Raw genomic sequence first — 21,743 nt, 5'->3', positions numbered from 1 at the left:
CGCGTCGCTATCCGAGCGCCTGCGCGACGCGGCGCACCTCGGCCTTGCGGCCGGCGCGCAGCGCGTCGATGGGGCTCGTGCCGAGCGAGGGCTCGGACTCGAGCAGCCATGCGACGGCCTCGTCGTCGTCGAAGCCGAGGTCGCCGAGCAGCATGACCGTGCCCTTGAGCTCGCCCATGGGCGCGTCGTCGACGAGGAAGACCTCGGGGACGACGAGCACGCCGTCGCGTCGCGTCGCCGGCAGGGCGCGCTCCTCGACGAGGCGGCGGATGCGTGAGGGGCCGAGCCCCATGCGGTCGACGAGATCGGGGATCGTGAGCCAAGCGGTGTCCACGGCTCCAGTCTGCCGTGTCCTCCGCGTGCCCGCACGGCGCAGCGCCGTGCAGCCTCTACGATCCTGTCGTGCCTGCGACCCATGACGACCCCCTCACCGGGCGTCTCGTCGACGGCAGGTACCAGGTGGGCGACCGCATCGCCCGTGGCGGGATGGCCACCGTGTACGTCGCGACCGACCTGCGACTCGACCGGCGCATCGCGCTGAAGGTCATGCATCCGCATCTCGCCGACGACGACCAGTTCCGCGAGCGCTTCATCCAGGAGGCGCGCCAGGCTGCGCGCCTCGCGCACCCCAACGTCGTCAACGTGCTCGACCAGGGCGAGGAGCCCGGGCTCGCGTACCTCGCGATGGAGCACGTCCCCTCGATCACGCTGCGCGACCTGCTGCTCGAGCGCGGCCGCATCCGCCCGGCGCAGGCGCTGCAGGTGCTCGAGGCCGTGCTCGCCGGCCTCTCCGCCGCGCACCGCGCGGGCATCGTGCACCGCGACATCAAGCCCGAGAACGTGCTGCTGGCGCACGACGGCCGCATCAAGATCGCCGACTTCGGCCTCGCGCGCGCCGCGACGGCCAACACCGCGACGGGCAAGGCGCTGCTCGGCACGATCGCCTACCTCTCCCCCGAGCTCGTCACGCGCGGCATCGCCGACGCGCGCAGCGACATCTACGCCGTCGGCATCATGCTGTTCGAGATGCTCACGGGCAAGCAGCCCTACACGGGCGAGCAGCCGCTGCAGATCGCATACCAGCACGCGCACGAGCAGGTGCCGTCGCCGTCGAGCCTCGAGCCGTCGATCCCCCACGAGCTCGACCTGCTCGTGCACTGGTCGACGCACAAGGATCCCAACCTGCGTCCCGCCGACGCGAGCGAGATGCTCGACGAGGTCGGGCGCATCCGTGCAGGCGAGCGCTCGACCACGAGCGCGCACACGCGCATGCTGCCCGTCGCGGCCACGGCAGTCGCCGACGCCGAGACGACCGTCGTCGAGCCGGAGCGCGCCGCCCCGCGCCGCGGCGGCATCGCGACGGGCGACCTGCCGTCGCTCGACACGGGCGACGTGCCGCCCGCGGCGCGGGCGCTGCAGCGCAAGGCCGCCGCACGTCGCCGACGCGGCGTCGTGCTGCTCGTGCTCGTGCTCGTGCTCGCCCTCGTGGCAGCGGGCGCCGGCTGGTGGCTCAACGCCGGCCCGGGCGGGCAGACGACCGTGCCCGAGATCGCGGTCGGCACGAGCGAGGTGGATGCGCGCGCCGCCCTCGAGGCCGCGGGCCTCGTGGGCGCCGACGCCATGCAGGGCGAGTACAGCGCCGACGTGCTCGCCGACGGCCTCATCCGCACCGACCCGGCACCCGGCGCCGAGCTGCCGCGCGGCACCGAGGTGACCCTCGTGCTGTCGCTCGGCATCGAGATGCTGCCTGCACCGCAGCTCGCGGGCGTCGCCGAGCAGGATGCCGCCTCGACGCTCGAGTCCGCGGGATTCGCCGCGACGAGCACGATCGACGTCTTCTCGGACGAGCAGGCCGGCACGGTCGTGAACGCGTGGGCCGACGGCGGCGTCGCCGCGACGTCGCAGGAGACGTGGCCGCGCGGCACGGCCTTCCACCCCGTCGTCTCCCGCGGGCAGCAGCCGAACCTCGTGGGCCTCGACCAGCCGAACGCGCAGACGGTGCTGGCATCGGTGGGCCTCACGCTCGGCGCCGTCACGCCCGAGGCCAGCCGCGAGGTGCCCGAGGGGCAGATCATCCGCGCGAGCTACCCCGCCGAGGCCCAGTACGGCTCGGGCGTCGCGGTGGGCGTCGTCGTCTCGAGCGGCCTGCCGCAGGTGCAGATCCCCGCCGACATCCTCGACCAGAACATCCCGAACGCCGTCGCGGCCCTCGAGGCGCTCGGCTTCGTCGTGACGCTCGACACGAACGTGCCAGGGCCGCTGCAGTCCGTCGCGCGACCGACCGCCGTCAGCCCCGAGCCGGGCGCGTCGATCGACGAGGGCTCGGCCGTCACCGTGACCGCGCAGTACTGATCCCGCCCCGCAGGGGATGCACGAAGGGCCGGTCCTTGCGGACCGGCCCTTCGTGCGTGCTGGATGGATCAGGAGATCGCGCGCAGCTCCTCGGCGACGAGGAACGCGAGCTCGAGCGACTGCATGTGGTTGAGGCGCGGGTCGCACAGCGACTCGTAGCGGCTCTCGAGCGCCGCCTCGTCGATCTGCTCCGAGCCGCCGAGGCACTCGGTGACGTCGTCGCCCGTGAGCTCCACGTGCAGGCCGCCCGGGAACGTGCCGGCGGCGCGGTGCGCCTCGAAGAAGCCGCGCACCTCGTCGACGACGTCGTCGAAGCGGCGCGACTTGTAGCCGTTGCGCGTCGTGATGCCATTGCCGTGCATGGGGTCGGTGATCCACACGGGCGTCGACTCCAGCGACTTCGACGCCTCGAGCAGCGCGGGCAGCGCGTCGCGGATCGTGCCGGCACCCATGCGGGTGATGAACGTCAGGCGGCCCGGCTCGCGCTCGGGGTCGAGGCGGTCGACGAGGCGCTCCATGTCGTCGGGCGTCGTCGACGGGCCGAGCTTCACGCCGATCGGGTTGCGGACTCGGGAGAAGAAGTCGACGTGCGCGCCGTCGATCTCGCGCGTGCGCTCGCCGATCCACTGGAAGTGGCTCGACGTGTCGTACGCGAGGCCCGTGCGCGAGTCGACGCGCGTCATCGGCCGCTCGTAGTCCATGAGCAGGCCCTCGTGACCCGTGTAGAACTCCACGGCGCGCAGCTCGTCGAAGTTCGCGCCCGCGGCCTCCATGAAGCGGATGGCGCGGTCGATCTCGCCCGCGAGCGCCTCGTAGCGCGCGTTCGCCGGGTTCTTCGCGAAGCCCTTGTTCCACGAGTGCACCTCGCGCAGGTCGGCGAAGCCACCCTGCGTGAAGGCGCGCACGAGGTTCAGCGTCGACGCGGCCATGTGGTAGCCGCGCAGGATGCGCTGCGGGTCGGCCGTGCGCGACTCCTCGGTGAAGGGGTAGCCGTTCACGATGTCGCCGCGGTACGCCGGCAGCGTCACGCCCTCGCGCGTCTCGAGGTCGCTCGAGCGGGGCTTGGCGAACTGGCCGGCCATGCGACCCATCTTCACGACGGGCATGGCGGCGCCGTACGTGAGCACGACCGACATCTGCAGGATCGTCTTGACCCGGTTGCGGATCTGGTCGGCCGTCGCACCTGCGAAGGTCTCCGCGCAATCGCCGCCCTGCAGCACGAACGCGTGGCCGGATGCGGCGGCCGCGAGCCGGTCGCGCAGCATGTCGACCTCGCCGGCGAAGACGAGCGGCGGCAGCGTCGCGAGCTCCGCGCGCACGGCGTCGATGGCATCCGCATCCGGCCACGCGGGCTGCTGCTTGATGGGCAGCGAGCGATACGCGTCGAGCCCGGCGACGAGGGTGGGATCGGGGCTGATGGCTGCGGTGGTCACGAGGGTCGAGTCTACGCGCGCGCGGGTGCCGCATGACGACCGCGGCCGGCCGCCGGCGGCGGGCTTCGCCGAGGGCGCAGCGTCAGGCGGCCGTGGGCTCCGTCGCCGACGCGGTCGTCGGCGCATCCGCCGGCTTCGCGGCTGCGGGGCGCTTGGCCTTGGCGCTCGACGCGTAGACGTCGACGTACTCCTGGTCGCTCAGGCGAGCGAGGGCGTACATGATCTCGTCGGTCACCGAGCGCAGCACGAAGCGATCGGTGTCGAGGCCGTAGTAGCGCGAGAAGTCGAGCGGCTCGCCGAACACGATGCCGACGCGGCCGACCTTCGGCAGGAACGTGCCCGTCGGCATGATCTGCTCCGTGCCGATCATGACGCACGGCACGACGGGCACCTGGCCCTCGAGCACCATGCGGGCGATGCCCGTGCGACCGCGGTAGAGCTTGCCGTCAGGGCTGCGCGTGCCCTCGGGGTAGATGCCGAGCACGTCGCCCCGCGCGAGCACCTTGAGGCCGGAGTCGAGGCTCGCCTCGCTCGCCTTGCCGCCCGAGCGGTCGATGGGCAGCTGGCCGGAGGCGAGGAAGAACCATCGCACGAGCGCGCCCTTGAGGCCGCGGCCCGTGAAGTACTCCGACTTCGCGAGGAAGTACACGCGTCGGCGCACCACGAGCGGCATGAGCACGGAGTCGATGAACGACAGGTGGTTGCCCGCGATGATGACGGGGCCCGTGGCCGGGATGTGCTCCATGCCCTTGATCCACGGACGGAACACCGTGAGGATGTACGGCCCCACGATCCAGTGCTTCAGTAGCCAGTTGAACATCGAACGCACCACCCCCGGCGCCCCACTCTAGCCAGACGCCCGTGCCGAGGGTCGGCATCCCCCGCGGTGTCGCTGCGGGGCCTCGGCGGGGCCGCGCGGTCACAGCCTCTCCCCATAGGATCGTGACGAGCCCTCACGTACGGAGCCGAAGGAGCCACCGTGACCGACGCCGGCCAGATCCGACCCGTGCTCGTCGAGCGCGATCCGAATGCGAACACGTGCGACCTGCTGCGCGACCGCATGACGACGTCGCCCGACGCGCCCCTGTTCGCCGTGCCAGACGGAGCGGGGTGGAAGGACGTGTCGACGCGTGAGTTCCACGCGCAGGTCGTCGCCCTCGCGAAGGGCCTCGTCGCCGCCGGCGTCGAGCCCGGCGACCGCATCGGCATCATGTCGCGCGTGCGCTACGAGTGGACGCTCATCGACTTCGCCGTCTGGTTCGCCGGCGCCATCCTCGTGCCCGTCTACGAGACGAGCGCACCCAGCCAGATCCAGTGGATCCTGTCGGACTCCGGCGCGACGCGCGTCATCGTCGAGACCGCCGAGATGCTCGCGCGCCTCGACGAGGTGCAGGGCGACCTGCCCGCGATCGGCGACGTGTGGCGCCTCGACTCCGGCCACCTCGACGAGCTCGTCGCGCAGGGCGTCGACGTGCCCGACGAGGAGATCGAGCGACGCAGCCGCATCGCGAAGGCCGACGACGTCGCGACGCTCATCTACACGTCGGGCTCGACGGGCCGCCCGAAGGGCGTCGTGCTCACCAACGCCAACTTCGTCGAGCTCTCGCGCAACGCCGCGATCGACCTCGGCGAGGTCGTGGCCCCCGGCTCGTCGACGCTGCTGTTCATCACGACGGCGCACGTCTTCGCGCGCTTCATCGCCGCGCTCGCCGTCACGGCAGGCGTCAAGGTGGGCCACCAGCCCGACACCAAGAAGCTGGTCGAGTCGATGACCTCCTTCTCCCCCACGTTCCTCCTCGCCGTGCCGCGCGTGTTCGAGAAGGTGTTCAACGTCTCGGAGCAGAAGGCCGAGGCCGGCGGCAAGGGCAAGATCTTCCGCAAGGCCGCCGACGTCGCGGTCGCGCACTCGAAGGCCGTCGACGCGGGCAAGGTCCCGCTCGGGCTCGCGCTGCAGTTCCGCGTCTTCGACGCCCTCGTCTACAAGAAGCTCAAGGCTGCCCTCGGCGGCCGCGTGCGGTACGCCGTGTCGGGCTCGGCCCCGCTGTCGACCTTCCTCGGCCACTTCTACCGTAGCCTCGGCATCCGCATCCTCGAGGGCTACGGCCTCACCGAGACGACGGCGCCCGCGACGGTGAACCGGCCGGACAAGTTCAAGATCGGCACCGTCGGCCCCGTGCTGCCCGGCAACGGCGTGCGCATCGGCGACGACGGCGAGGTGCAGATCGCCGGCATCGCCGTGTTCAAGGAGTACTGGAACAACCCCGAGGCGACGGCCGAGGCCTTCGACGGCGAGTGGTTCAAGACCGGCGACCTCGGCGAGCTCGACGCCGACGGCTACCTGCGGATCACGGGTCGCAAGAAGGAGATCATGGTGACGGCGGGCGGCAAGAACGTCGCCCCGACGACGCTCGAGGACCCGATCCGCTCGAACCTCGTCGTGGGCCAGGTCGTCGCCGTCGGCGACCAGCGCCCGTTCGTCGGCGCGCTCGTCACGCTCGACACCGAGATGCTGCCGACGTGGCTGAAGAACAACGGCCTCGACGAGTCGATGCGCGTCGAGGAGGCGATCGCGAACGAGCAGGTCGTCGCCGAGGTCACGCGTGCCGTGCAGCACGGCAACGCGCAGGTCTCGCGTGCGGAGGCCGTGCGCAAGTTCGTCATCCTGCCCGTCGAGTTCACCGAGGACGGCGGCCACCTCACGCCGAAGATGTCGATCAAGCGCCACAACATCGTCAAGGACTTCGGCGACGAGATCGAGCGCCTGTACGCCGACGAGTCGTTCGGCGTCTCGGTGCCGTAGCCGGCTCCCGCTGCACGCACGAACGCCCCGGCGACCTCGCGGTCGCCGGGGCGTTCGTCATGCCCGGCTCAGAACCAGGAGGAGGCGCGGATGTCGGCCATCGCCTGCGCGCGCACGTCCTTCTCGAGCGCCTGCACGTAGAGGCGGCCGTCGAGGTGGGCGCACTCGTGCTGCAGCATCTGCGCCATGAGGCCCGACCCCTCGAGGATGACGCGTCCGCCGTCGAGGTCGACGCCCTCGACGCGCGCCCACGGGTGCCTCGGCGTCGGGTAGCCGAGCCCCGGCACCGACAGGCAGCCCTCGTCGACGAGCTCGACCTCGCCGCGCACCTCGACGAGCACGGGGTTGAGCACGTAGCCGACGTCGCCGTCGACGTTGTAGCTGAACGCTCGCGCCGCGACGCCGATCTGGCAGGCGGCCACGCCCGCGCGTCCGGGCACCCGCACGGTCTCGACGAGGTCCTCGACGAGCTGCCTCGTCGCAGGGTCGGCGGGGTCGACGGGGTCGCCGGCCGTGCGCAGCACGGGATCGCCGAACACGCGGATCTCGCGAACGGTCATGGCTTGTGCTCCTTCTCGGCGTCGAGCAGTCCCCGGAGGTCGAGGCGGTGGGCGCCATCCATCATCGGGCGAGCTCCTTCTCGGCGTCGAGCAAGGCGTTCTCGATCACCTCGGTCAACGCGGGATGCGGCCAGTACAGGCTGCGGGCGAGGCCGCGCACCGACTGGCGCTGGCTCGCGGCGAGCACGAGCGGCTGGATGAGGATGGCAGCCTGCGGTCCGGCGACGTGCGCGCCGAGGATCTGCCCGTCGCGAGCCACGACGAGACGGGCGAACGACGACTCGTCCTCCATCGCCCAGCCGTAGGCCGTCGACGAGTAGGCGCGATCGACGACGACGGCGTCGGCGGGCGCATCCTGGCCGCGCACGCCGAACGACGCGACCTCGGGATGCCCGAAGATCGCCTGCGGGATCGGTGCGAGCGTGTCCTCCAGGACCTCGCCGCGCAGGTTCGCCCGCACGACGCGCGCCTGCTCGTTGGCGACGTGCTTCAGCTGGTGCGCGCTCGTGATGTCGCCGAGCGCGTAGACGCCCTCGACGGGCTCGCCGCCCGCGAGCACGCGCAGGCGCGCGTCGGTGACGAGACGACCGTCGGGGTGCGTGTCGAAGAGCTCGGCGGCGCCGAGCGCGTCGGCGTTCGGGATGCGACCGGTCGCGTTCAGCACGAGCCCCGTGTCGAGCACGGAGCCGTCGTCGAGCGTCACGCGGCGGTCGTCGCCGACGGCCTCGACGCCGACGACCGTGCGGCCGCGGAGCACCGTGAATCGGTCGGCCGCGGCGCGCGTCGCGAGGTCGGAGACCGCGGCGTCCTCGCCCGAGAGCACGCGGTCGCCGCGCAGCACCATCGTGATGGCGACGCCGAACGCCGACAGCACGTGCGCGAGCTCGACGGCGATGGCCCCGCCGCCGACGACGACCGCGGTGGGAGGCAGCGTCGGGATGCGCATGACGGTGTCGGACGTGTGCACGAGCGCGGGATCGACGCCCGGGATCGCCCGGGGCCGCGAGCCGACGGCGATCACGAGGCGCTCGGCGCGGATCCGCTCCCCCGACGCCGTCACGAGCGTGCGCGCATCCTCGAGGTGCACGTGCTCGCGCACGACGTGCACGCCCTCCTGCCCGAGGCGCCAGCGCTCGCTCGCGGCCGCGTTGGCGTCGATGCGGCCGAAGACGCGCTCCTGCACGGCGTGCCAGTCGGCGGTCGCGGCACCCGTGACGCCGATGCGGGCGCCGTGGCGCACCGACTCGACGACGTCGGCGGGGTGCACGAGCATCTTCGTGGGGATGCAGCCGCGGTTGAGGCACGTGCCGCCGAACGCGGGCGCATCGTCGACGATCGCGACGGCGCGCCCGGCCCATTCGCGGCCGACGACGGCGTTGCCGCTGCCGGAGCCGATGACGGCGAGCTCGACGTCGATCACGCGATCACCGCGATCAGGTCACCCGCCTCCACGGCACGCGTGCCCTGGATCGCGAGCCGCTGCACCGTGCCGGCGACCTGCGCCGTGATGGCGGCCTCCATCTTCATGGCCTCGATCGTGGCGACGGGCTGGCCGACGGCGACGGCGTCGCCCTCGGCGACCGTCACGGTCACGGCGCCCGCGAACGGCGCGGCGACGTGGCCGGCCTGCGACGAGTCGGCCTTCTCGGCCGCGAGCTTCTCGACCTTCACCGAGCGGTCGCGCACGTAGACGGGCCGCAGCTGGCCGTTCAGCACCGTCATGACCGTGACCATGCCGTCCTCGCCGGGCTTGCCGATCGCCTCGAGCGCCACGTTGAGCGTGACGCCCGTGCCGATGCCGACGCGGTGCTCCTCGCCGGGCTGCATGCCGTAGAGGAAGTCGATCGTGTCGACGACCGAGAGGTCGCCGAACTCGTCGCGCGTCGCGTGGAAGTCCTTGGTCGGGCCGGGGAACAGCAGCGCGTTGAGCGCCTGCTGCCGGTCGACCCCGGGCTCGACGAGCGACGCCTTCTGCTCGTCGGTGAGGTCGGTGACGCCGATCTTGACGGTGCGGCCCTCGAGCACCTTCGTACGGAAGGGCTCCGGCCATCCGCCCGGCAGGTCGCCGAGCTCGCCGGCCATGAATCCGATGACGGAGTCGGGGATGTCGTACTTCCCCGGGTTCTCCTCGAAGTCCGCGGGGTCGACGTTCTGCGCCACGAGCTGCAGCGCGAGGTCGCCCACGACCTTCGACGACGGCGTGACCTTCGTCGGGCGCCCCAGGATGCGGCTCGCCTCGGCGTACCAGTCCTCGATGCGCTCGAAGTCGTCGGCGAGGCCGAGCGCGATGGCCTGCTGGCGCAGGTTCGACAGCTGGCCGCCCGGGATCTCGTGCTTGTACACGCGACCGGTGGGACCCGGCAGGCCCGACTCGAACGGCTTGTAGAGGCGGCGCACGGCCTCCCAGTACGGCTCGAGGTCGCTCACGGCCTGCAGGTCGAGGCCCGTGTCGCGCTCCGTGTGGGCGATGGCGGCGACGAGCGCCGACATCGGCGGCTGGCTCGTCGTGCCCGCCATGGCGGCGGAGGCGACGTCGACGGCGTCGACGCCCGCCGCGGAGGCGGCGAGGATCGTCGCGAGCTGGCCGCCCGCCGTGTCGTGCGTGTGCAGGTGCACCGGCACGTCGAACTCGGCGCGCAGCGCCGTCACGAGCTGCGTCGCGGCACCGGCGCGCAGCAGGCCCGCCATGTCCTTGATCGCGAGCACGTGCGCGCCCGCATCCACGATGCGACCCGCGAGCCGCAGGTAGTAGTCGAGCGTGTAGAGGTCCTCGTCGGGGTTCAGCAGGTCGCCCGAGTAGCACAGCGCCACCTCGGCGACCGTCGAGCCCGTCTCGAGCACGGCGTCGATCGCGGGGCGCATCTGGTCGACGTCGTTGAGGGCGTCGAAGATGCGGAAGACGTCGATGCCCGTGCGCGCGGCCTCGTCGACGAACGCGTTCGTCACCTCGGTCGGGTACGGCGTGTAGCCGACGGTGTTGCGACCGCGCAGCAGCATCTGGATGGGCAGGTTCGGCATGGCCTCGCGCAGCGCAGCCAGGCGCTCCCACGGGTCCTCGCCGAGGAAGCGCAGCGCGACGTCGTACGTCGCCCCTCCCCACGCCTCGACCGACAGCAGCTGCGGCGTCAGGCGGGCGACGTGCGGAGCGACCGCGACGAGGTCGGCGGTGCGCACGCGCGTCGCGAGCAGCGACTGGTGCGCGTCGCGGAACGTCGTGTCGGTGACCGCGAGGGCCGTCTGGTCGCGCAGCGCCTTCGCGAAGCCCACGGGGCCGAGCGTCTGCAGACGCTGACGCGCGCCGTCGGGCGCGGGCGTCTCGAGGTCGACCGCCGGCAGCTTGAGCGAGGGCTGGATGACGCCGTCGGCCGAGCCGTTCGGCTTGTTCACCGTGACGTCGGCGAGCCAGGAGAGCACCTTCGACGCGCGGTCGCGCGAGGGCACGATGCGCGTGAGCTCGGGGTGCTCCTCGATGAAGTGCGTCGAGACGTCGCCCGCGCGGAACTGCGGGTCGTCGAGCAGGTTGAGGAGGAAGGGGATGTTCGTGGCGACGCCGCGGATGCGGAACTCGCTCACGGCGCGGTGGGAGCGCGCGATCGCCGAGGCGAGGTCGCGGCCGCGGCACGTGACCTTCGCGAGCATCGAGTCGAAGTGCGGGCTGATCTCGGCGCCCGGGTTGATCGTGCCGCCGTCGAGGCGCACGCCGGCGCCGCCGGGCGAGCGGTAGGCGGTGATGCGGCCCGTGTCGGGTCGGAAGCCGTCGGCCGGGTCCTCGGTCGTCACGCGGCACTGCAGCGCGAAGCCGTGCATCGAGATCTGGTCCTGGGTGAGCCCGAGGTCGGCGAGCGACTCGCCCGCGGCGATGCGGATCTGCGACTGCACGAGGTCGACGTCGGTGATCTCCTCGGTCACGGTGTGCTCGACCTGGATGCGCGGGTTCATCTCGATGAACACGTGCTCGCCCGCGCGGTCGCCCGCGGTGTCGAGCAGGAACTCGACGGTGCCCGCGTTGACGTAGTCGATCGAGCGGGCGAAGGCGACGGCGTCGCGGTACAGCTCGGCGCGCTTCTCCTCCGAGAGGTTGGGCGCGGGCGCGAGCTCGACGACCTTCTGGTGGCGGCGCTGCACCGAGCAGTCGCGCTCGAACAGGTGGACGGTGTCCCCCGTGGCGTCGGCGAGGATCTGCACCTCGATGTGCCGGGGGCGCACGACGGCCTGCTCGATGAACATCGTCGGGTCGCCGAACGCCGAGTCGGCCTCGCGCATGGCGGCCTCGAGCGCGGGGCGCAGCTCGTCGCGCGTCTGCACGAGGCGCATGCCGCGCCCGCCGCCGCCCGCGACGGCCTTGCAGAAGACGGGGAAGCCGATCTCGTCGGCGCCGGCGAGCAGCTCGTCGAGGTCCTTCGACGCGGGCGTCGAGCGCAGCACCGGCACGCCCGCGGCGATCGCCTGCTCCTTCGCCGTGACCTTGTTGCCCGCGGACGCGAGCACCTTCGCGGGCGGACCGACGAACGTGATGCCGGCCTCGGCCGCCGCGGTCGCGAGGCGCGGGTTCTCGGAGAGGAAGCCGTAGCCGGGGTAGATGGCGTCGGCGCCGGCCTCCTGCGCGACGCGCACGATGTCGTCGACGTCGAGGTATGCACGCACCGGATGCCCCGCCTCGCCCACCTGGTAGGCCTCGTCGGCCTTCTGGCAGTGGAGCGAGTTCCGATCCTCGTGCGCGTACACGGCCACGGTCTTGATGCCGAGCTCGTTGGCGGCACGGAACGCCCGGATGGCGATCTCGCCTCGGTTCGCGACGAGGAGCTTGCGGAACATGGGTCTCCCAAGGGATCGTTCGAAAGGGGCCTGCCAGCGCGTCATCCCACAGTAGTCGGGGTAGGCTCGCGTACCGTGCACGTCCTCTCCATCAGCTCCCTGAAGGGCGGCGTCGGCAAGACGACCGTCACCCTCGGCCTCGCCTCGGCGGCCTTCGCGAAGGGACTGCGCACCCTCGTGGTCGACCTCGACCCGCAGTCGGACGCCTCGACCGGCATGGACATCGACGTGCAGGGCCGCCTGAACGTGGCCGACGTGCTCGGCAACCCGCGCGACAAGATCGTGCGCCAGGCCATCGCCCCGTCGGGCTGGACCGAGGGCCACGGCGGCACGATCGACGTGCTCATCGGCAGCCCGTCGGCCATCAACTTCGACGGCCCGCATCCCACGATCAAGGAGATCTGGCGCCTCGAGACGGCGCTCGCGACCCTCGAGACCGAGTACGACCTCGTGCTCATCGACTGCGCGCCGAGCCTCAACGCCCTCACGCGCACCGCGTGGGCCGCATCCGACCGCGTCATGGTCGTGACCGAGCCCGGCCTCTTCTCCGTCGCCGCCGCCGACCGTGCACTGCGCGCGATCGAGGAGATCCGCCGAGGCCTGAGCCCGCGCCTCCAGCCGCTCGGCATCGTCGTGAACCGCGCGCGTCCGCAGTCGCTCGAGCACCAGTACCGCATCCAGGAGCTCAAGGACATGTTCGGGCCGCTCGTGCTCGAGACGATCCTGCCCGAGCGCACGTCGATGCAGCAGGCGCAGGGCGCCGCCAGGCCGCTGCACGTGTGGCCGGGCGAGGGCGCACAGGAGATGGCGCTGCAGTTCGACGAGCTGCTGCAGCGCGTGCTCGACGCCGCCGCCGCGAACGGCGAGGAGGCTGCCGCAGGCGGCCGCGTGCCCGCGCCGACGGCCGCGCTCGATGCGTCGAGCGCTGCCGCCGTCGAGGACGCGGAGGCCGAGGCGACCGGCGAGGACCTCCCCGAGGAGCGCCGCGACTGACGCGCTCCCCCAGCGAATGCGAGAGGCGCCCACCGTTCGGTGGGCGCCTCTCGCGTTCCGCGCGGATGCGCGGCGAAGGTCAGGAGGCCCGGGTGCGCGCCGCGCGTCGGGCTGCGAGCTCGTCCATGAGCGGCTCGACGGGCGTCGTGTCGAGCTCGATGAGCTCGGACTGCACCTCGCGCACGACCGTGCCGACGGCGATGGCGAACACGCCCTGGCCGCGGTCGAGGAGATCCATGACCTCGTCGGCGCTCGTGACGAGGTAGACGCTCGCGCCGTCGGAGACGAGGCGCACCTGGGCGAGGTCGCCGACGCCCTCGTCGCGCAGGCTCGCGACGGCGACGCGGATCTGCTGCAGCGAGATGCCGGTGTCGAGCAGGCGCTTGACGAGCTTGAGCACGAGGATGTCGCGGAAGGCGTAGAGCCGCTGCGAGCCGGAGCCGGTCGCGGAGCGGATGCTGGGCACGACGAGGTCGGTGCGCGCCCAGTAGTCGAGCTGGCGGTACGTGATGCCCGCGGCCTTCACGGCGTCGGCGCCGCGGTAGCCCTGCACGGCGTCGTCGTCGGGCAGGCCGTCGGTGAAGAGCAACCCCGAGTCGTATCGGGGTGTCGTCTCGTTCTCGGCCATCGTGTGCCCTTCTCAACCTTCAAGCAGGAGTTGAACCTTCATCTCGAAGCCTAGAGAGCGGGACCCCCGCCTCGGCGCATGTCGCACCGGCGTGTCGGGCTCTCGTCGTCGAAGTCTACGCCCGGGGTCCGACGAACGGCCGGAATCGGCGCCGCGGATCGCCCGCGTCAGCGCGTGATGCGCTCGACGGCCTCGCGACCGAGCACCTCGCGGATCGACGCGATCTGCCCCGCGATGTCGCGCGCGGCCTCCGCGGCCTTGGGCTTGCCCTCGCCGCGACGCCCGAGCACGGGCCGCACGGCCGTCTCGATGAGCGCCGCCTCGCGGTCCGCCGACGCCCGCATGCCGCGCAGGTGACGCGGCTCGATGCCGAAGCGCTGCAGCTCGACGAGCGCCGTGGCGACGCGCAGCGCGTGCTCGTCGTACGGCTCGGCCGCCGGCACGAGGCTCGCGGCGATCGCCTCCTGCACGAGCGCACGCGATGCGCCCGAGCTCGACTCGAGCTCGCGACGCGACAGGCGGCGGTCGACGCGCAGGATGCTCGGCCCCTCCGACACGACGTTGCCGGCCGTGAACGGCTGCGCCTCGCCCGCATCCACCTGCTCGAGGTGCCCGAGGATGACCTTGAGCGGCAGGTAGTGGTCGCGCTGCAGCGTGAGGATGTAGCGCACGCGGTCGACGTCGTCCGCCGAGAACTTGCGATAGCCGCTGGGCGTGCGCGCCGGCGCGACGAGGCCCTGGTCCTCGAGGAAGCGCAGCTTCGACGGCGCGAGGTCGGGGAACTCGGGCGTGAGGCGCGCGAGCACCTGGCCGATCGACAGGAGGGTGGTGCGCGAGGCCCCGCTGCGCGGCGCGGCCTGCGCGCTCACGAGGCGGCGCCGAGGTCGTGCCGCGAGGCGTAGAACGTGAGGCGGAACTTGCCGACCTGCACCTCGGTGCCGTCGCGCAGCGGCGCGCGCTCGACGCGCTCGCCGCCCGAGTAGGTGCCGTTGAGCGAGCCGAGGTCGCGCACCTCGAAGCTGCGCCCCGAGCGGGTGAACTCGGCATGACGACGCGAGACCGTGACGTCGTCGAGGAAGATGTCGGCGTCGGGGTGGCGGCCGGCCACCGTGACGTCCTGGTCGAGCAGGAATCGCGCGCCCACGTCGGGTCCGCGTCGCACGATGAGCAGCGCGGAGCCCGACGGCAGCGCTGCCACGGCCTCCTGCTCGTCCTGGCCGACGCCCGTCATCATCGAGGCGAGCTGCTGCTGGTAGTCCTGCCCCCAGGACTGCGTGCTGTCGCCGTCGCGCTGTGCGCCGTCGGGATCGCTCATGCGTCCTCCTGGGTCGGGGGCGGCCCGCGTCGGGCCTCACGTTCGAGTGCAGGTTCAGACTACGCGAATCGTCCGCGTCGCCGAGCCGTGCGTGCCGGGGCCGAGGGCTCCGGGTTCCCGGAACTCTACGTCACGCGCCCGGCGCGCCGCCACGGCTCCGCCACGAGCGGCATCATGCCCAGCCCGCGAAGCGCCGCAGCAGCGCCGCGACCGTCGCTGCCGCCACGACGACGACCAGGAACGGCACGCGCAGCCGGTAGAGCACGACCGCGAGCAGCACGGCGGGCACGCGCGCGTCGACGACGAGCGACGTGCCGTCGGCGAGCGTCTGCACCGCGACGAGCGCCGAGAGCAGCGACACCGTGACGAGCTCGAGGATGCGACGCGGCCGCGGCCCCTCGAGCGGCCCGGCCGGCATCAGATGCCCGAGCACCTTGAGGCCAACGACGAGGATCGACGCGGCGAGGATGACGTGCCACGTGGTCATGCGCGCTCCTGGGCATCGGGGCCGGTCGCCGCATCCGTCGTCGACGCCGTCGGACGGCCGAGCCAGTTCGTCCAGCCGACGACGATCGCGACGACCACGGCGACGAGCACGGGCACGCCGGCGGGCAGCGCAGGCACGAGCACCGCGGCGACGACGGCGCTCGCCACGCCGACCGCCGCCGCCTGGCGCGAGGCGAGCCGCGGCCACAGCAGGCCGACGAACGCGGCGGCCGCAGCCGCATCCAGCCCCCACATCCGCACGTCGCCCAGCACGTCGCCCACGAGGGCGCCGACGAGCGTCGTGGCGTTCCAGCCGAGGTAGATGCCGATGCCCGTGACCCAGAAGCCGACGCGGCGGGCGCGCTCGTCGGGCTGCGCGAGGCCCACCGCCGTCGACTCGTCGATCGTCAGGATGGCTGCGGGCAGCCGGGTCGCGCCGTGCGCGCCGAGCCACGGCCGCACGCTGAGCCCGTAGAGCGTGTTGCGCACGCCGAGGATCGCCGCGGAGGCGATGGCGGTCGCCGGGGCGCCGCCGCCCGCGACGACGCCGACGAGCGCGAACTGCGAGCCGCCCGAGAACATCAGCAGGCTCAGGGCGCACGTCTGCCACACGTCGAGGCCGCTCGCGACCGACAGCGCTCCGAACGAGATGCCGTACGCGGCGGTGGCGATCGCGACCGAGAGCCCCTGGCGCCAGGCCTGCCGTTCGGTGGGGCTGCGCCGCTCGCGCGTCACTCGATCACCTGCGTCACCCGATCAGCCTAGGGTCGAGGGCATGGCGGATCTGGTGGTGGGCGACGACGGTCTCGTGAGGCCCGCATGGGCTGCGCACGACGCGCTGCTGCGCGACTACTACGACGCCGAGTGGGGCATGCCGGTGTGCGACGAGCGCGGACTGTTCGAGCGGCTGTCGCTCGAGGCGTTCCAGTCGGGGCTGTCGTGGCGCACGATCCTCGCCAAGCGCCCCGCGTTCCGTGCGGCGTTCGCCGACTTCGATCCCGACGCGGTCGCGCGCTTCGGCGACGACGACGTCGCGCGCCTCATGGCCGACGCCGGCATCGTGCGCAACCGGCGCAAGGTCGACGCGACGATCGGCAACGCCCGAGCGACGATCGCGCTGCGGGATGCGGGTGGCCTTCCCGCGTTCCTGTGGAGGTTCCAGCCCGCCGAGACGCCCGTGCCGCGCTCCTTCGCCGAGGTGCCGACGTCGAGCCCCGAGTCGATCGCCCTCGCGAAGGCGCTGCGGAAGGCCGGGTTCGCGCACGTCGGCCCCACGACGATGTACGCGCTCATGGAGGCGGTCGGCATGGTGGACACGCATCTCGTCGGCAGCCACCGCCGCGGCTCGAGCGGCGTGTGGGCGTGACGCGCCCGGCCACACGGGTCGGCGCGCGTGACGACATGTGACGGCGCACCCTCGCGAGGACGCGGGCGTCGCCGCATCCTGACGGCATGGCCTTCACCTTCCCGAACCCCGTGAACGAGGTCGCGGCGCGTGTCGTCGCAGGACTCGTCGTCGCGACGACGGTCGCGATCGTCGCGCTCGGCGCGACCGTGCTGCCGCAGGCGGGCTGGGCGCTGTGGGTCGTCGCCGCGGGCTTCGCGCTGCGCGTCGGCTGGGGACCCCGCTACTCGCCGTTCGGGCTGCTGGCCACGCGCGTCGTCGCGCCGCGCATCGCTGCCCCCAGGCTCGTGCCCGGGCCGCCGAAGCGCTTCGCGCAGGCGATCGGCCTCGTCGTCACCGGCGGCGCCGCGATCGCGTGGACGCTCGGGGCGCCGATCGTCGCCTGGGTGCTCGCGGGCGTCATCGTGCTCGCCGCATCCGCCGAGGCGTTCGCGGGCTTCTGCCTCGGCTGCTGGATCTTCGCGCGACTCATGGCCGCAGGCGTCATCCCCGCGTCGGTGTGCGAGGCGTGCGCCGACGTCACGGCCCGGTTGCAGCAGCGGTCGGCGGCGCTCGCCGCCGAGCGCGCGACCGCCTAGGCCGGCTGCGGCGCCGCGACGCGCGCGGCGGCGAGGAGCTCGAGCGCTCGCGTGCGCTCGTCGGCCCGCGTGCCGTGCACCGCGAGCATGACCTCGTCAGCCGACGCCTCCGCAGCGAACGCGTCGATCGCCAGGGCGGCATCCTCGCCGGTGCCGACGACGGAGCGGCGCATCATGCCGAGCACCTGCCGACCCTGCGGCGACTCGGCGAGCACGTCGAGGTCCTCGTCGGAGAGCGACTCGGCCGCCGCGGCACCGCGCAGCAGGAACGAGCGGATGCGCGAGCGGCGCACGACCGCATCCATCTCGGCCGCCTCCTCGCGCGTCGGCGCGACGATCGCGTTGAACGCCGCGATGACGAAGGGCTCGGCGAGCTGCGCCGACGGCTGGAACGACTCGCGGTACACGCGCACGGCCTGCAGCAGCAGGTCGGGCGCGAAGTGCGACGCGAACGCGTACGGCAGGCCGTAGGCGGCGGCGAGCTCGGCGCCGAACAGGCTCGAGCCGAGGATCGTGAGCGGCACGTTCGTGCCGGCGCCCGGCACGGCCTGCACGCCGTCGACGATCGACGCCCCCGACAGGTAGCCCTGCAGCTCGCGCACGTCGTGCGGGAACCGGTCCGCGACGCGCGGGTCGCGGCGCAGCGCCTGCAGCGTGCGCTGATCGGTGCCCGGCGCACGGCCGAGACCCAGGTCGATGCGATTCGGGTGCAGCGTCGCGAGCGTGCCGAACTGCTCGGCGATCACGAGCGGCGAGTGGTTGGGCAGCATGATGCCGCCCGAGCCGAGCCGGATGGTCGACGTGTGCGCCGCGACGTGCGCGATGAGCACCGCCGTGGCGCTCGACGCGATCGTTGGCATGTTGTGGTGCTCGGCGTACCAGACGCGCTCGAAGCCGAGCCGCTCGGCCGTCTGCGCCAGCGAGACGCTGCCTGCGAGGGAGTCGGCGACGGACTCGTGACGGCTGACGGGGGCGAGGTCGAGGATGGAGAGGCGCACGTCGAGAGCCAACGTGGCGCCCTCCTCCCCCATTCCTGCGCCGCGCGTCGTCGGCTAGATCGCCTCGAGCACGACGGCGCTGCCCTGGCCGCCGCCACCGCAGATGCCCACGGCGCCGAGGGAGCCGGAGCCCGCGCGCTGCAGACGACGCGCGAGGTGGCCGACGATGCGCGCACCGGATGCGCCGATGGGGTGGCCGAGCGCGATGGCGCCGCCGTTGGCGTTCACGATCGCCGGGTCGACGCCCAGCTCGCGCGTCGACACGATGCCGACGGCCGCGAACGCCTCGTTGATCTCGATGGCGACGAGGTCGGATGCGCTCGCGCCGGCGCGGCCGAGCGCCTGCAGGATCGCGTTCGACGGCTGCGCGTGCAGCGAGACGTCGGGGCCTGCGACGAAGCCCGTGGCACGCACCTTCGCGAGGCCTGCGATGCCGTGCTCGGCGGCGTAGCGATCCGAGACGAGCACCACGGCGGCCGCGCCGTCGGTGATCTGCGACGCGTTGCCTGCCGTGATCGTGCCGTGCTCGCGGTCGAACGCGGGGCGCAGCGCCGACAGCGACTCGGCGGTCGTGTCGGGTCGGCCGCCGTCGTCGGCGGAGACGGTCACCGTCTCCCTGCCCTTGCGCACCTCGATCGGCGCGATCTCGTCGTCGAGCAGCCCAGCATCCTGCGCGGCGGCGAGCCGCTGGTGCGAGGCGGCGGCGAACGCGTCCTGCTCCTCGCGGGTCACTCCGAGCGGTCCGTTGAACGACTCGGTCGACGCACCCATGGAACGCCGCTCGAAGGCGTCGGTGAGACCGTCGTGCTCCATGGTGTCGACGAGCGACAGCGCGCCGAAGCGCTGGCCGGTGCGCATGGGCGCCGCGTGCGGGGCGAGCGACATCGACTCCTGCCCGATGGCGAGCACGACGTCGGCCTCGCCGAGCTGGATCATGCGGTGGCCTGCGACGACGGCCTCGGTGCCCGAGAGGCACACGGCGTTGATGCCGAGCGCCGGCACCGACATGGGCACGCCCGCGGCGACCGCTGCCTGTCGCGGCGGGTTCTGGCCGACGGCGGCTGGGAGCACCTGGCCGACGATCACCGACTGCACGGACTCGGGCGACACCCCCGCCTGCGCGAGCGCGGCGGCGCCGGCGTGACCGCCGAGCGTCGTGGACGACGTGGAGGCGAGCTGCCCGAGGTAGCGGGCGAACGGGGTGCGGGCGTATCCGGCGACGATCGTGTCGGTCATGGCTGCTCCTTCGCAGTGGCGGTGCCGCCAGCCTACGACCGGGTCACTCCGTCGGCGTCGCGACGACGTTCACCATCCACAGCACGCCGTAGCGGTCGATCAGCATGCCGAAGAGGTCGCCCCACGGCGCCTGCTGCAGCTCCTCCATGACGGTGGCGCCGTCGGAGAGGCCCTCCCACCAGCGGCGCAGCAGCGTCTCGTCGTCGCCCGAGAGCGACACCTGGGGCGTGCCGCGCTCGAGCGGCATCCCGTCGGGGATGTCGGAGCCCATGAGGGTGTGGCCGGCCTCTGTCTCGAGCTGCGCGTGCATGATCTTGTGCGCCTCACCGGGGCTGCCCGTGCCGGTGTCGCCGAAGGTGCTGGAGTCGAGCGTGCCGCCGAGCACGTGATGGTAGAACGCCATCGCCTCGGCGGCGGTGCCGGGGAACGCCAGGTAGGGGTTGAGCGTCGTGGCCATGGTGCGACCTCCTCGTCGATGCCGACATGGTGCACCCGAGTCGCGAGGGCGCGCCAGGGTCGCGGCTGCCCACGGGTCGGAGGGTCCCCCAGCAGCTGGTCGAGGAGCGCGCGAGCGCAGCGAGCCCGCGTCACGAGACCACGCGACTGCCGCTCCCACGCAGCCACGCGCATGGTCGCGTCGAGCGGGCACGTCGCGAGGTCTCGTGACGGCTCCTCGCTGCGCTCGGGACCTCCTCGACCAGCTGGGTGGGCGGCGCCCTGCCCACCAGCTGGTCGAGGAGCGCGCGAGCGCAGCGAGCCCGCGTCACGAGACCACGCGACCGCCGTTCCCGCCCAGCCATGCGCGTGCTCGCGTCGAGCGGGCACGTCGCGCGGTCTCGTGACGGCTCCTCGCTGCGCTCGGGGCCTCCTCGACCAGCTGGAAGGACGGCGTCCCGGAACCGGGGGGGCGAAGAAGGCGCGAGGGGGCGATCCCCACCCGCTCGTCGAGGAGCGCGCGAGCCCAGAGGGCGAGCACGCGTCACGAGAACCGCCGTCCCTCCCGGGGCTGTGCGTCCCGAACAGTCAGGCGACGTCCACAGGGCGCGTCGCGGTCCGATGGCGTCGCGATGCAGACGGCCATGCTCACGGCCATGCCGCACATGTACATCCTCGAGTGCGCCGACGGCTCGTACTACGTCGGCTCAGCCATCGACGCGAGCTACCGACTCGCTCAGCATCAGGCCGGCGACGGCGCCGCGTACACGAAGCGAAGACTCCCGGTGAGGCTCGTCTATGCCGAAGCCTTCCCCACGATCGAGGAGGCGTACCTCGCCGAGAAGAAGGTCCAGGGGTGGAGCCGCAGGAAGCGGCGGATGCTGATCGAGGGACGACACGCAGAGCTCCCGGGCTCAGGAAGCCGCTCGTTCGCCGAAGGGCTCCGCCGCGAGCGCGACGTCGCGGACGACGATCACCCGCCGCAGTCCTGGCGGTGACGGACGGCCCGCGACGCATCCGGCGCCGAGGTCAGTGCTCGGGCGGGGCCTCGCCGCGATGGATGGCCTCCGCCTCAGCCTCGCCGACGAGCACGAGGCCGCGGGCCGTGTTGGCCATCTCCGCGAGCACCTCGAGCCAGACGCCGTTCAGCTGCGGCGGCCGCGAGCCCGCGAAGCGGAACTCGAGCGGCACGGACGGCGACATCCACAGGCTCACGCGCCCCGACCCGGAGTCGGGCTCGACCGTCCACGACACGAGGAACGACTCCTGGCGGCGCAGCTTCGACGCGATCACGGTCTTGAGGTGCGCGAGCATCCGATCCTCGATCTGGTACTCGGTCGCGCCGGCATAGGTGAGATGTCCCATCGCCGCCGATGCTAGCGGCAGCGATGGGACTTCGGGGGATGTCAGCGCTCGCCGCGCTGGTCGCCCTCCTCGTACCACTGCGCCGGCGTGTCCTGCGCGCCGGCGTCGGCGTCGTCGCCGCTCCACTGGTGCGCGGCGTCCTGCGATTCCTTCGTCGATCCGCCCTCGCTCGCCCACTGCTCGGCGGTGTCCTGCCGGGATCCGTCGTGGGTGCTGCCGGCCCCGTCGTCCTTCTGCCACTGCTCCGCGCGATCCTGGTGGCCGCCCGTGGCGACCCCCTCGGTGGCGCTGTCGTGGTGCGTGCCCTGCACGTGCTCGTCGGTCATGTCGCCCTCCTCTCGTGG

Annotated in this window: 22 protein-coding genes; 6 read left to right on the top strand and 16 right to left on the bottom strand. The window is 72.7% G+C overall.

The genetic code is table 11. The features are described 5' to 3' along the window. Positions 1 to 7 precede the first annotated feature (7 nt). Complete coding sequence (locus tag FS793_RS00470; RefSeq protein WP_369008502.1) at positions 8 to 334, bottom strand: Rv2175c family DNA-binding protein; 327 nt, start codon at positions 332 to 334, stop codon at positions 8 to 10. A 68-nt stretch (positions 335 to 402) separates the two neighbouring features. Here FS793_RS00470 and pknB point away from each other — a divergent pair, with 68 nt between their 5' ends. Continuing rightward, positions 403 to 2,352 carry a Stk1 family PASTA domain-containing Ser/Thr kinase gene (gene pknB, locus FS793_RS00465; protein ID WP_186329250.1) on the top strand — a complete coding sequence of 650 codons (1,950 nt, stop codon included), beginning with the start codon at positions 403 to 405 and terminating at the stop codon, positions 2,350 to 2,352. Between the two features lie 68 nt (positions 2,353 to 2,420). On the opposite strand, the gene FS793_RS00460 is transcribed toward pknB, so the two are convergent. Then, positions 2,421 to 3,911, bottom strand: coding sequence for a class II 3-deoxy-7-phosphoheptulonate synthase (locus FS793_RS00460; protein ID WP_144717497.1), 1,491 nt, complete (start codon positions 3,909 to 3,911; stop codon positions 2,421 to 2,423). Further along, positions 3,868 to 4,605, bottom strand: coding sequence for a lysophospholipid acyltransferase family protein (locus tag FS793_RS00455; RefSeq protein ID WP_144717495.1), 738 nt, complete (start codon positions 4,603 to 4,605; stop codon positions 3,868 to 3,870). The genes FS793_RS00460 and FS793_RS00455 overlap by 44 nt, the downstream gene beginning before the upstream one ends. Positions 4,606 to 4,764: 159 nt before the next feature. Here FS793_RS00455 and FS793_RS00450 point away from each other — a divergent pair, with 159 nt between their 5' ends. Further along, positions 4,765 to 6,585, top strand: coding sequence for an AMP-dependent synthetase/ligase (locus FS793_RS00450; protein WP_260979947.1), 1,821 nt, complete (start codon positions 4,765 to 4,767; stop codon positions 6,583 to 6,585). A gap of 68 nt (positions 6,586 to 6,653) precedes the next feature. On the opposite strand, the gene FS793_RS00445 is transcribed toward FS793_RS00450, so the two are convergent. From FS793_RS00445 to FS793_RS00435, 3 genes are all read right to left on the bottom strand, one after another. Further along, complete coding sequence (locus tag FS793_RS00445) at positions 6,654 to 7,145, bottom strand: peptide deformylase (RefSeq protein ID WP_144717492.1); 492 nt, start codon at positions 7,143 to 7,145, stop codon at positions 6,654 to 6,656. Positions 7,146 to 7,206: 61 nt separating this feature from the next. Then, a complete protein-coding gene (locus FS793_RS00440) occupies positions 7,207 to 8,565 on the bottom strand; it encodes an FAD-dependent oxidoreductase (protein ID WP_144717490.1) in 1,359 nt (452 codons plus the stop codon). Further along, positions 8,562 to 11,960, bottom strand: a complete 3,399-nt coding sequence (locus FS793_RS00435) for a pyruvate carboxylase (RefSeq protein WP_144717488.1) — start codon at positions 11,958 to 11,960, stop codon at positions 8,562 to 8,564. Before FS793_RS00435 ends, FS793_RS00440 begins: the two co-directional genes overlap by 4 nt. Before the next feature lie 75 nt (positions 11,961 to 12,035). Between FS793_RS00435 and FS793_RS00430 the strand changes: the two genes are divergently transcribed. After that, the gene (locus tag FS793_RS00430) at positions 12,036 to 12,953 is read left to right on the top strand and encodes a ParA family protein (RefSeq protein WP_144717486.1); all 918 of its coding nucleotides are present in this window, start codon (positions 12,036 to 12,038) and stop codon (positions 12,951 to 12,953) included. Positions 12,954 to 13,032: 79 nt separating this feature from the next. Here the strand turns inward: FS793_RS00430 and FS793_RS00425 are convergent, their stop codons facing one another. The 5 genes from FS793_RS00425 to FS793_RS00405 form a co-directional block, all read right to left on the bottom strand. Next, positions 13,033 to 13,581, bottom strand: a complete 549-nt coding sequence (locus FS793_RS00425; protein ID WP_144717484.1) for a MerR family transcriptional regulator — start codon at positions 13,579 to 13,581, stop codon at positions 13,033 to 13,035. Between the two features lie 167 nt (positions 13,582 to 13,748). Then, positions 13,749 to 14,450, bottom strand: coding sequence for a transcriptional regulator FtsR (ftsR, locus tag FS793_RS00420; protein ID WP_144717482.1), 702 nt, complete (start codon positions 14,448 to 14,450; stop codon positions 13,749 to 13,751). After that, positions 14,447 to 14,896 carry an FHA domain-containing protein gene (locus FS793_RS00415; RefSeq protein ID WP_144717480.1) on the bottom strand — a complete coding sequence of 150 codons (450 nt, stop codon included), beginning with the start codon at positions 14,894 to 14,896 and terminating at the stop codon, positions 14,447 to 14,449. The genes ftsR and FS793_RS00415 overlap by 4 nt, the downstream gene beginning before the upstream one ends. Positions 14,897 to 15,068: 172 nt before the next feature. Next, on the bottom strand, positions 15,069 to 15,383 hold the full coding sequence (locus FS793_RS00410) for an AzlD domain-containing protein (RefSeq protein ID WP_144717479.1): 315 nt from the start codon (positions 15,381 to 15,383) through the stop codon (positions 15,069 to 15,071). Further along, the gene (locus FS793_RS00405) at positions 15,380 to 16,117 is read right to left on the bottom strand and encodes an AzlC family ABC transporter permease (protein WP_144717477.1); all 738 of its coding nucleotides are present in this window, start codon (positions 16,115 to 16,117) and stop codon (positions 15,380 to 15,382) included. The genes FS793_RS00410 and FS793_RS00405 overlap by 4 nt, the downstream gene beginning before the upstream one ends. A gap of 40 nt (positions 16,118 to 16,157) precedes the next feature. Between FS793_RS00405 and FS793_RS00400 the strand changes: the two genes are divergently transcribed. After that, complete coding sequence (locus tag FS793_RS00400; RefSeq protein WP_144717475.1) at positions 16,158 to 16,748, top strand: DNA-3-methyladenine glycosylase I; 591 nt, start codon at positions 16,158 to 16,160, stop codon at positions 16,746 to 16,748. A gap of 86 nt (positions 16,749 to 16,834) precedes the next feature. Then, positions 16,835 to 17,365, top strand: a complete 531-nt coding sequence (locus FS793_RS00395; protein WP_144717473.1) for a DUF4395 domain-containing protein — start codon at positions 16,835 to 16,837, stop codon at positions 17,363 to 17,365. Here the strand turns inward: FS793_RS00395 and FS793_RS00390 are convergent. The 3 genes from FS793_RS00390 to FS793_RS00380 are packed head-to-tail and all read right to left on the bottom strand — an operon-like array spanning position 17,362 to position 20,056. Next, on the bottom strand, positions 17,362 to 18,396 hold the full coding sequence (locus FS793_RS00390) for an LLM class flavin-dependent oxidoreductase (RefSeq protein ID WP_144717471.1): 1,035 nt from the start codon (positions 18,394 to 18,396) through the stop codon (positions 17,362 to 17,364). The two genes, FS793_RS00395 and FS793_RS00390, sit on opposite strands and share 4 nt — an antisense overlap. Before the next feature lie 21 nt (positions 18,397 to 18,417). Then, positions 18,418 to 19,599: an acetyl-CoA C-acyltransferase gene (locus tag FS793_RS00385; protein ID WP_144717469.1), complete on the bottom strand. Its 1,182-nt coding sequence runs from the start codon at positions 19,597 to 19,599 to the stop codon at positions 18,418 to 18,420. A 43-nt stretch (positions 19,600 to 19,642) separates the two neighbouring features. After that, on the bottom strand, positions 19,643 to 20,056 hold the full coding sequence (locus FS793_RS00380) for a VOC family protein (protein WP_144717467.1): 414 nt from the start codon (positions 20,054 to 20,056) through the stop codon (positions 19,643 to 19,645). Between the two features lie 634 nt (positions 20,057 to 20,690). Here FS793_RS00380 and FS793_RS00375 point away from each other — a divergent pair. Beyond that, positions 20,691 to 21,032 carry a GIY-YIG nuclease family protein gene (locus FS793_RS00375; RefSeq protein ID WP_144717465.1) on the top strand — a complete coding sequence of 114 codons (342 nt, stop codon included), beginning with the start codon at positions 20,691 to 20,693 and terminating at the stop codon, positions 21,030 to 21,032. A gap of 31 nt (positions 21,033 to 21,063) precedes the next feature. On the opposite strand, the gene FS793_RS00370 is transcribed toward FS793_RS00375, so the two are convergent. Together FS793_RS00370 and FS793_RS00365 are read right to left on the bottom strand one after the other, a co-directional pair. Continuing rightward, positions 21,064 to 21,399: a DUF7882 family protein gene (locus FS793_RS00370; protein WP_144717463.1), complete on the bottom strand. Its 336-nt coding sequence runs from the start codon at positions 21,397 to 21,399 to the stop codon at positions 21,064 to 21,066. Positions 21,400 to 21,440: 41 nt separating this feature from the next. After that, on the bottom strand, positions 21,441 to 21,725 hold the full coding sequence (locus FS793_RS00365) for a hypothetical protein (protein WP_144717461.1): 285 nt from the start codon (positions 21,723 to 21,725) through the stop codon (positions 21,441 to 21,443). Positions 21,726 to 21,743 lie beyond the last annotated feature (18 nt).

It is taken from the genome of Agrococcus jejuensis, from assembly GCF_007679035.1.
In the GTDB taxonomy this organism is placed as follows: domain Bacteria; phylum Actinomycetota; class Actinomycetes; order Actinomycetales; family Microbacteriaceae; genus Agrococcus; species Agrococcus jejuensis_A.
The sequence above is the reverse complement of the archived record's forward strand: the minus strand, read 5'-3'. Positions and strand labels throughout refer to the sequence as shown.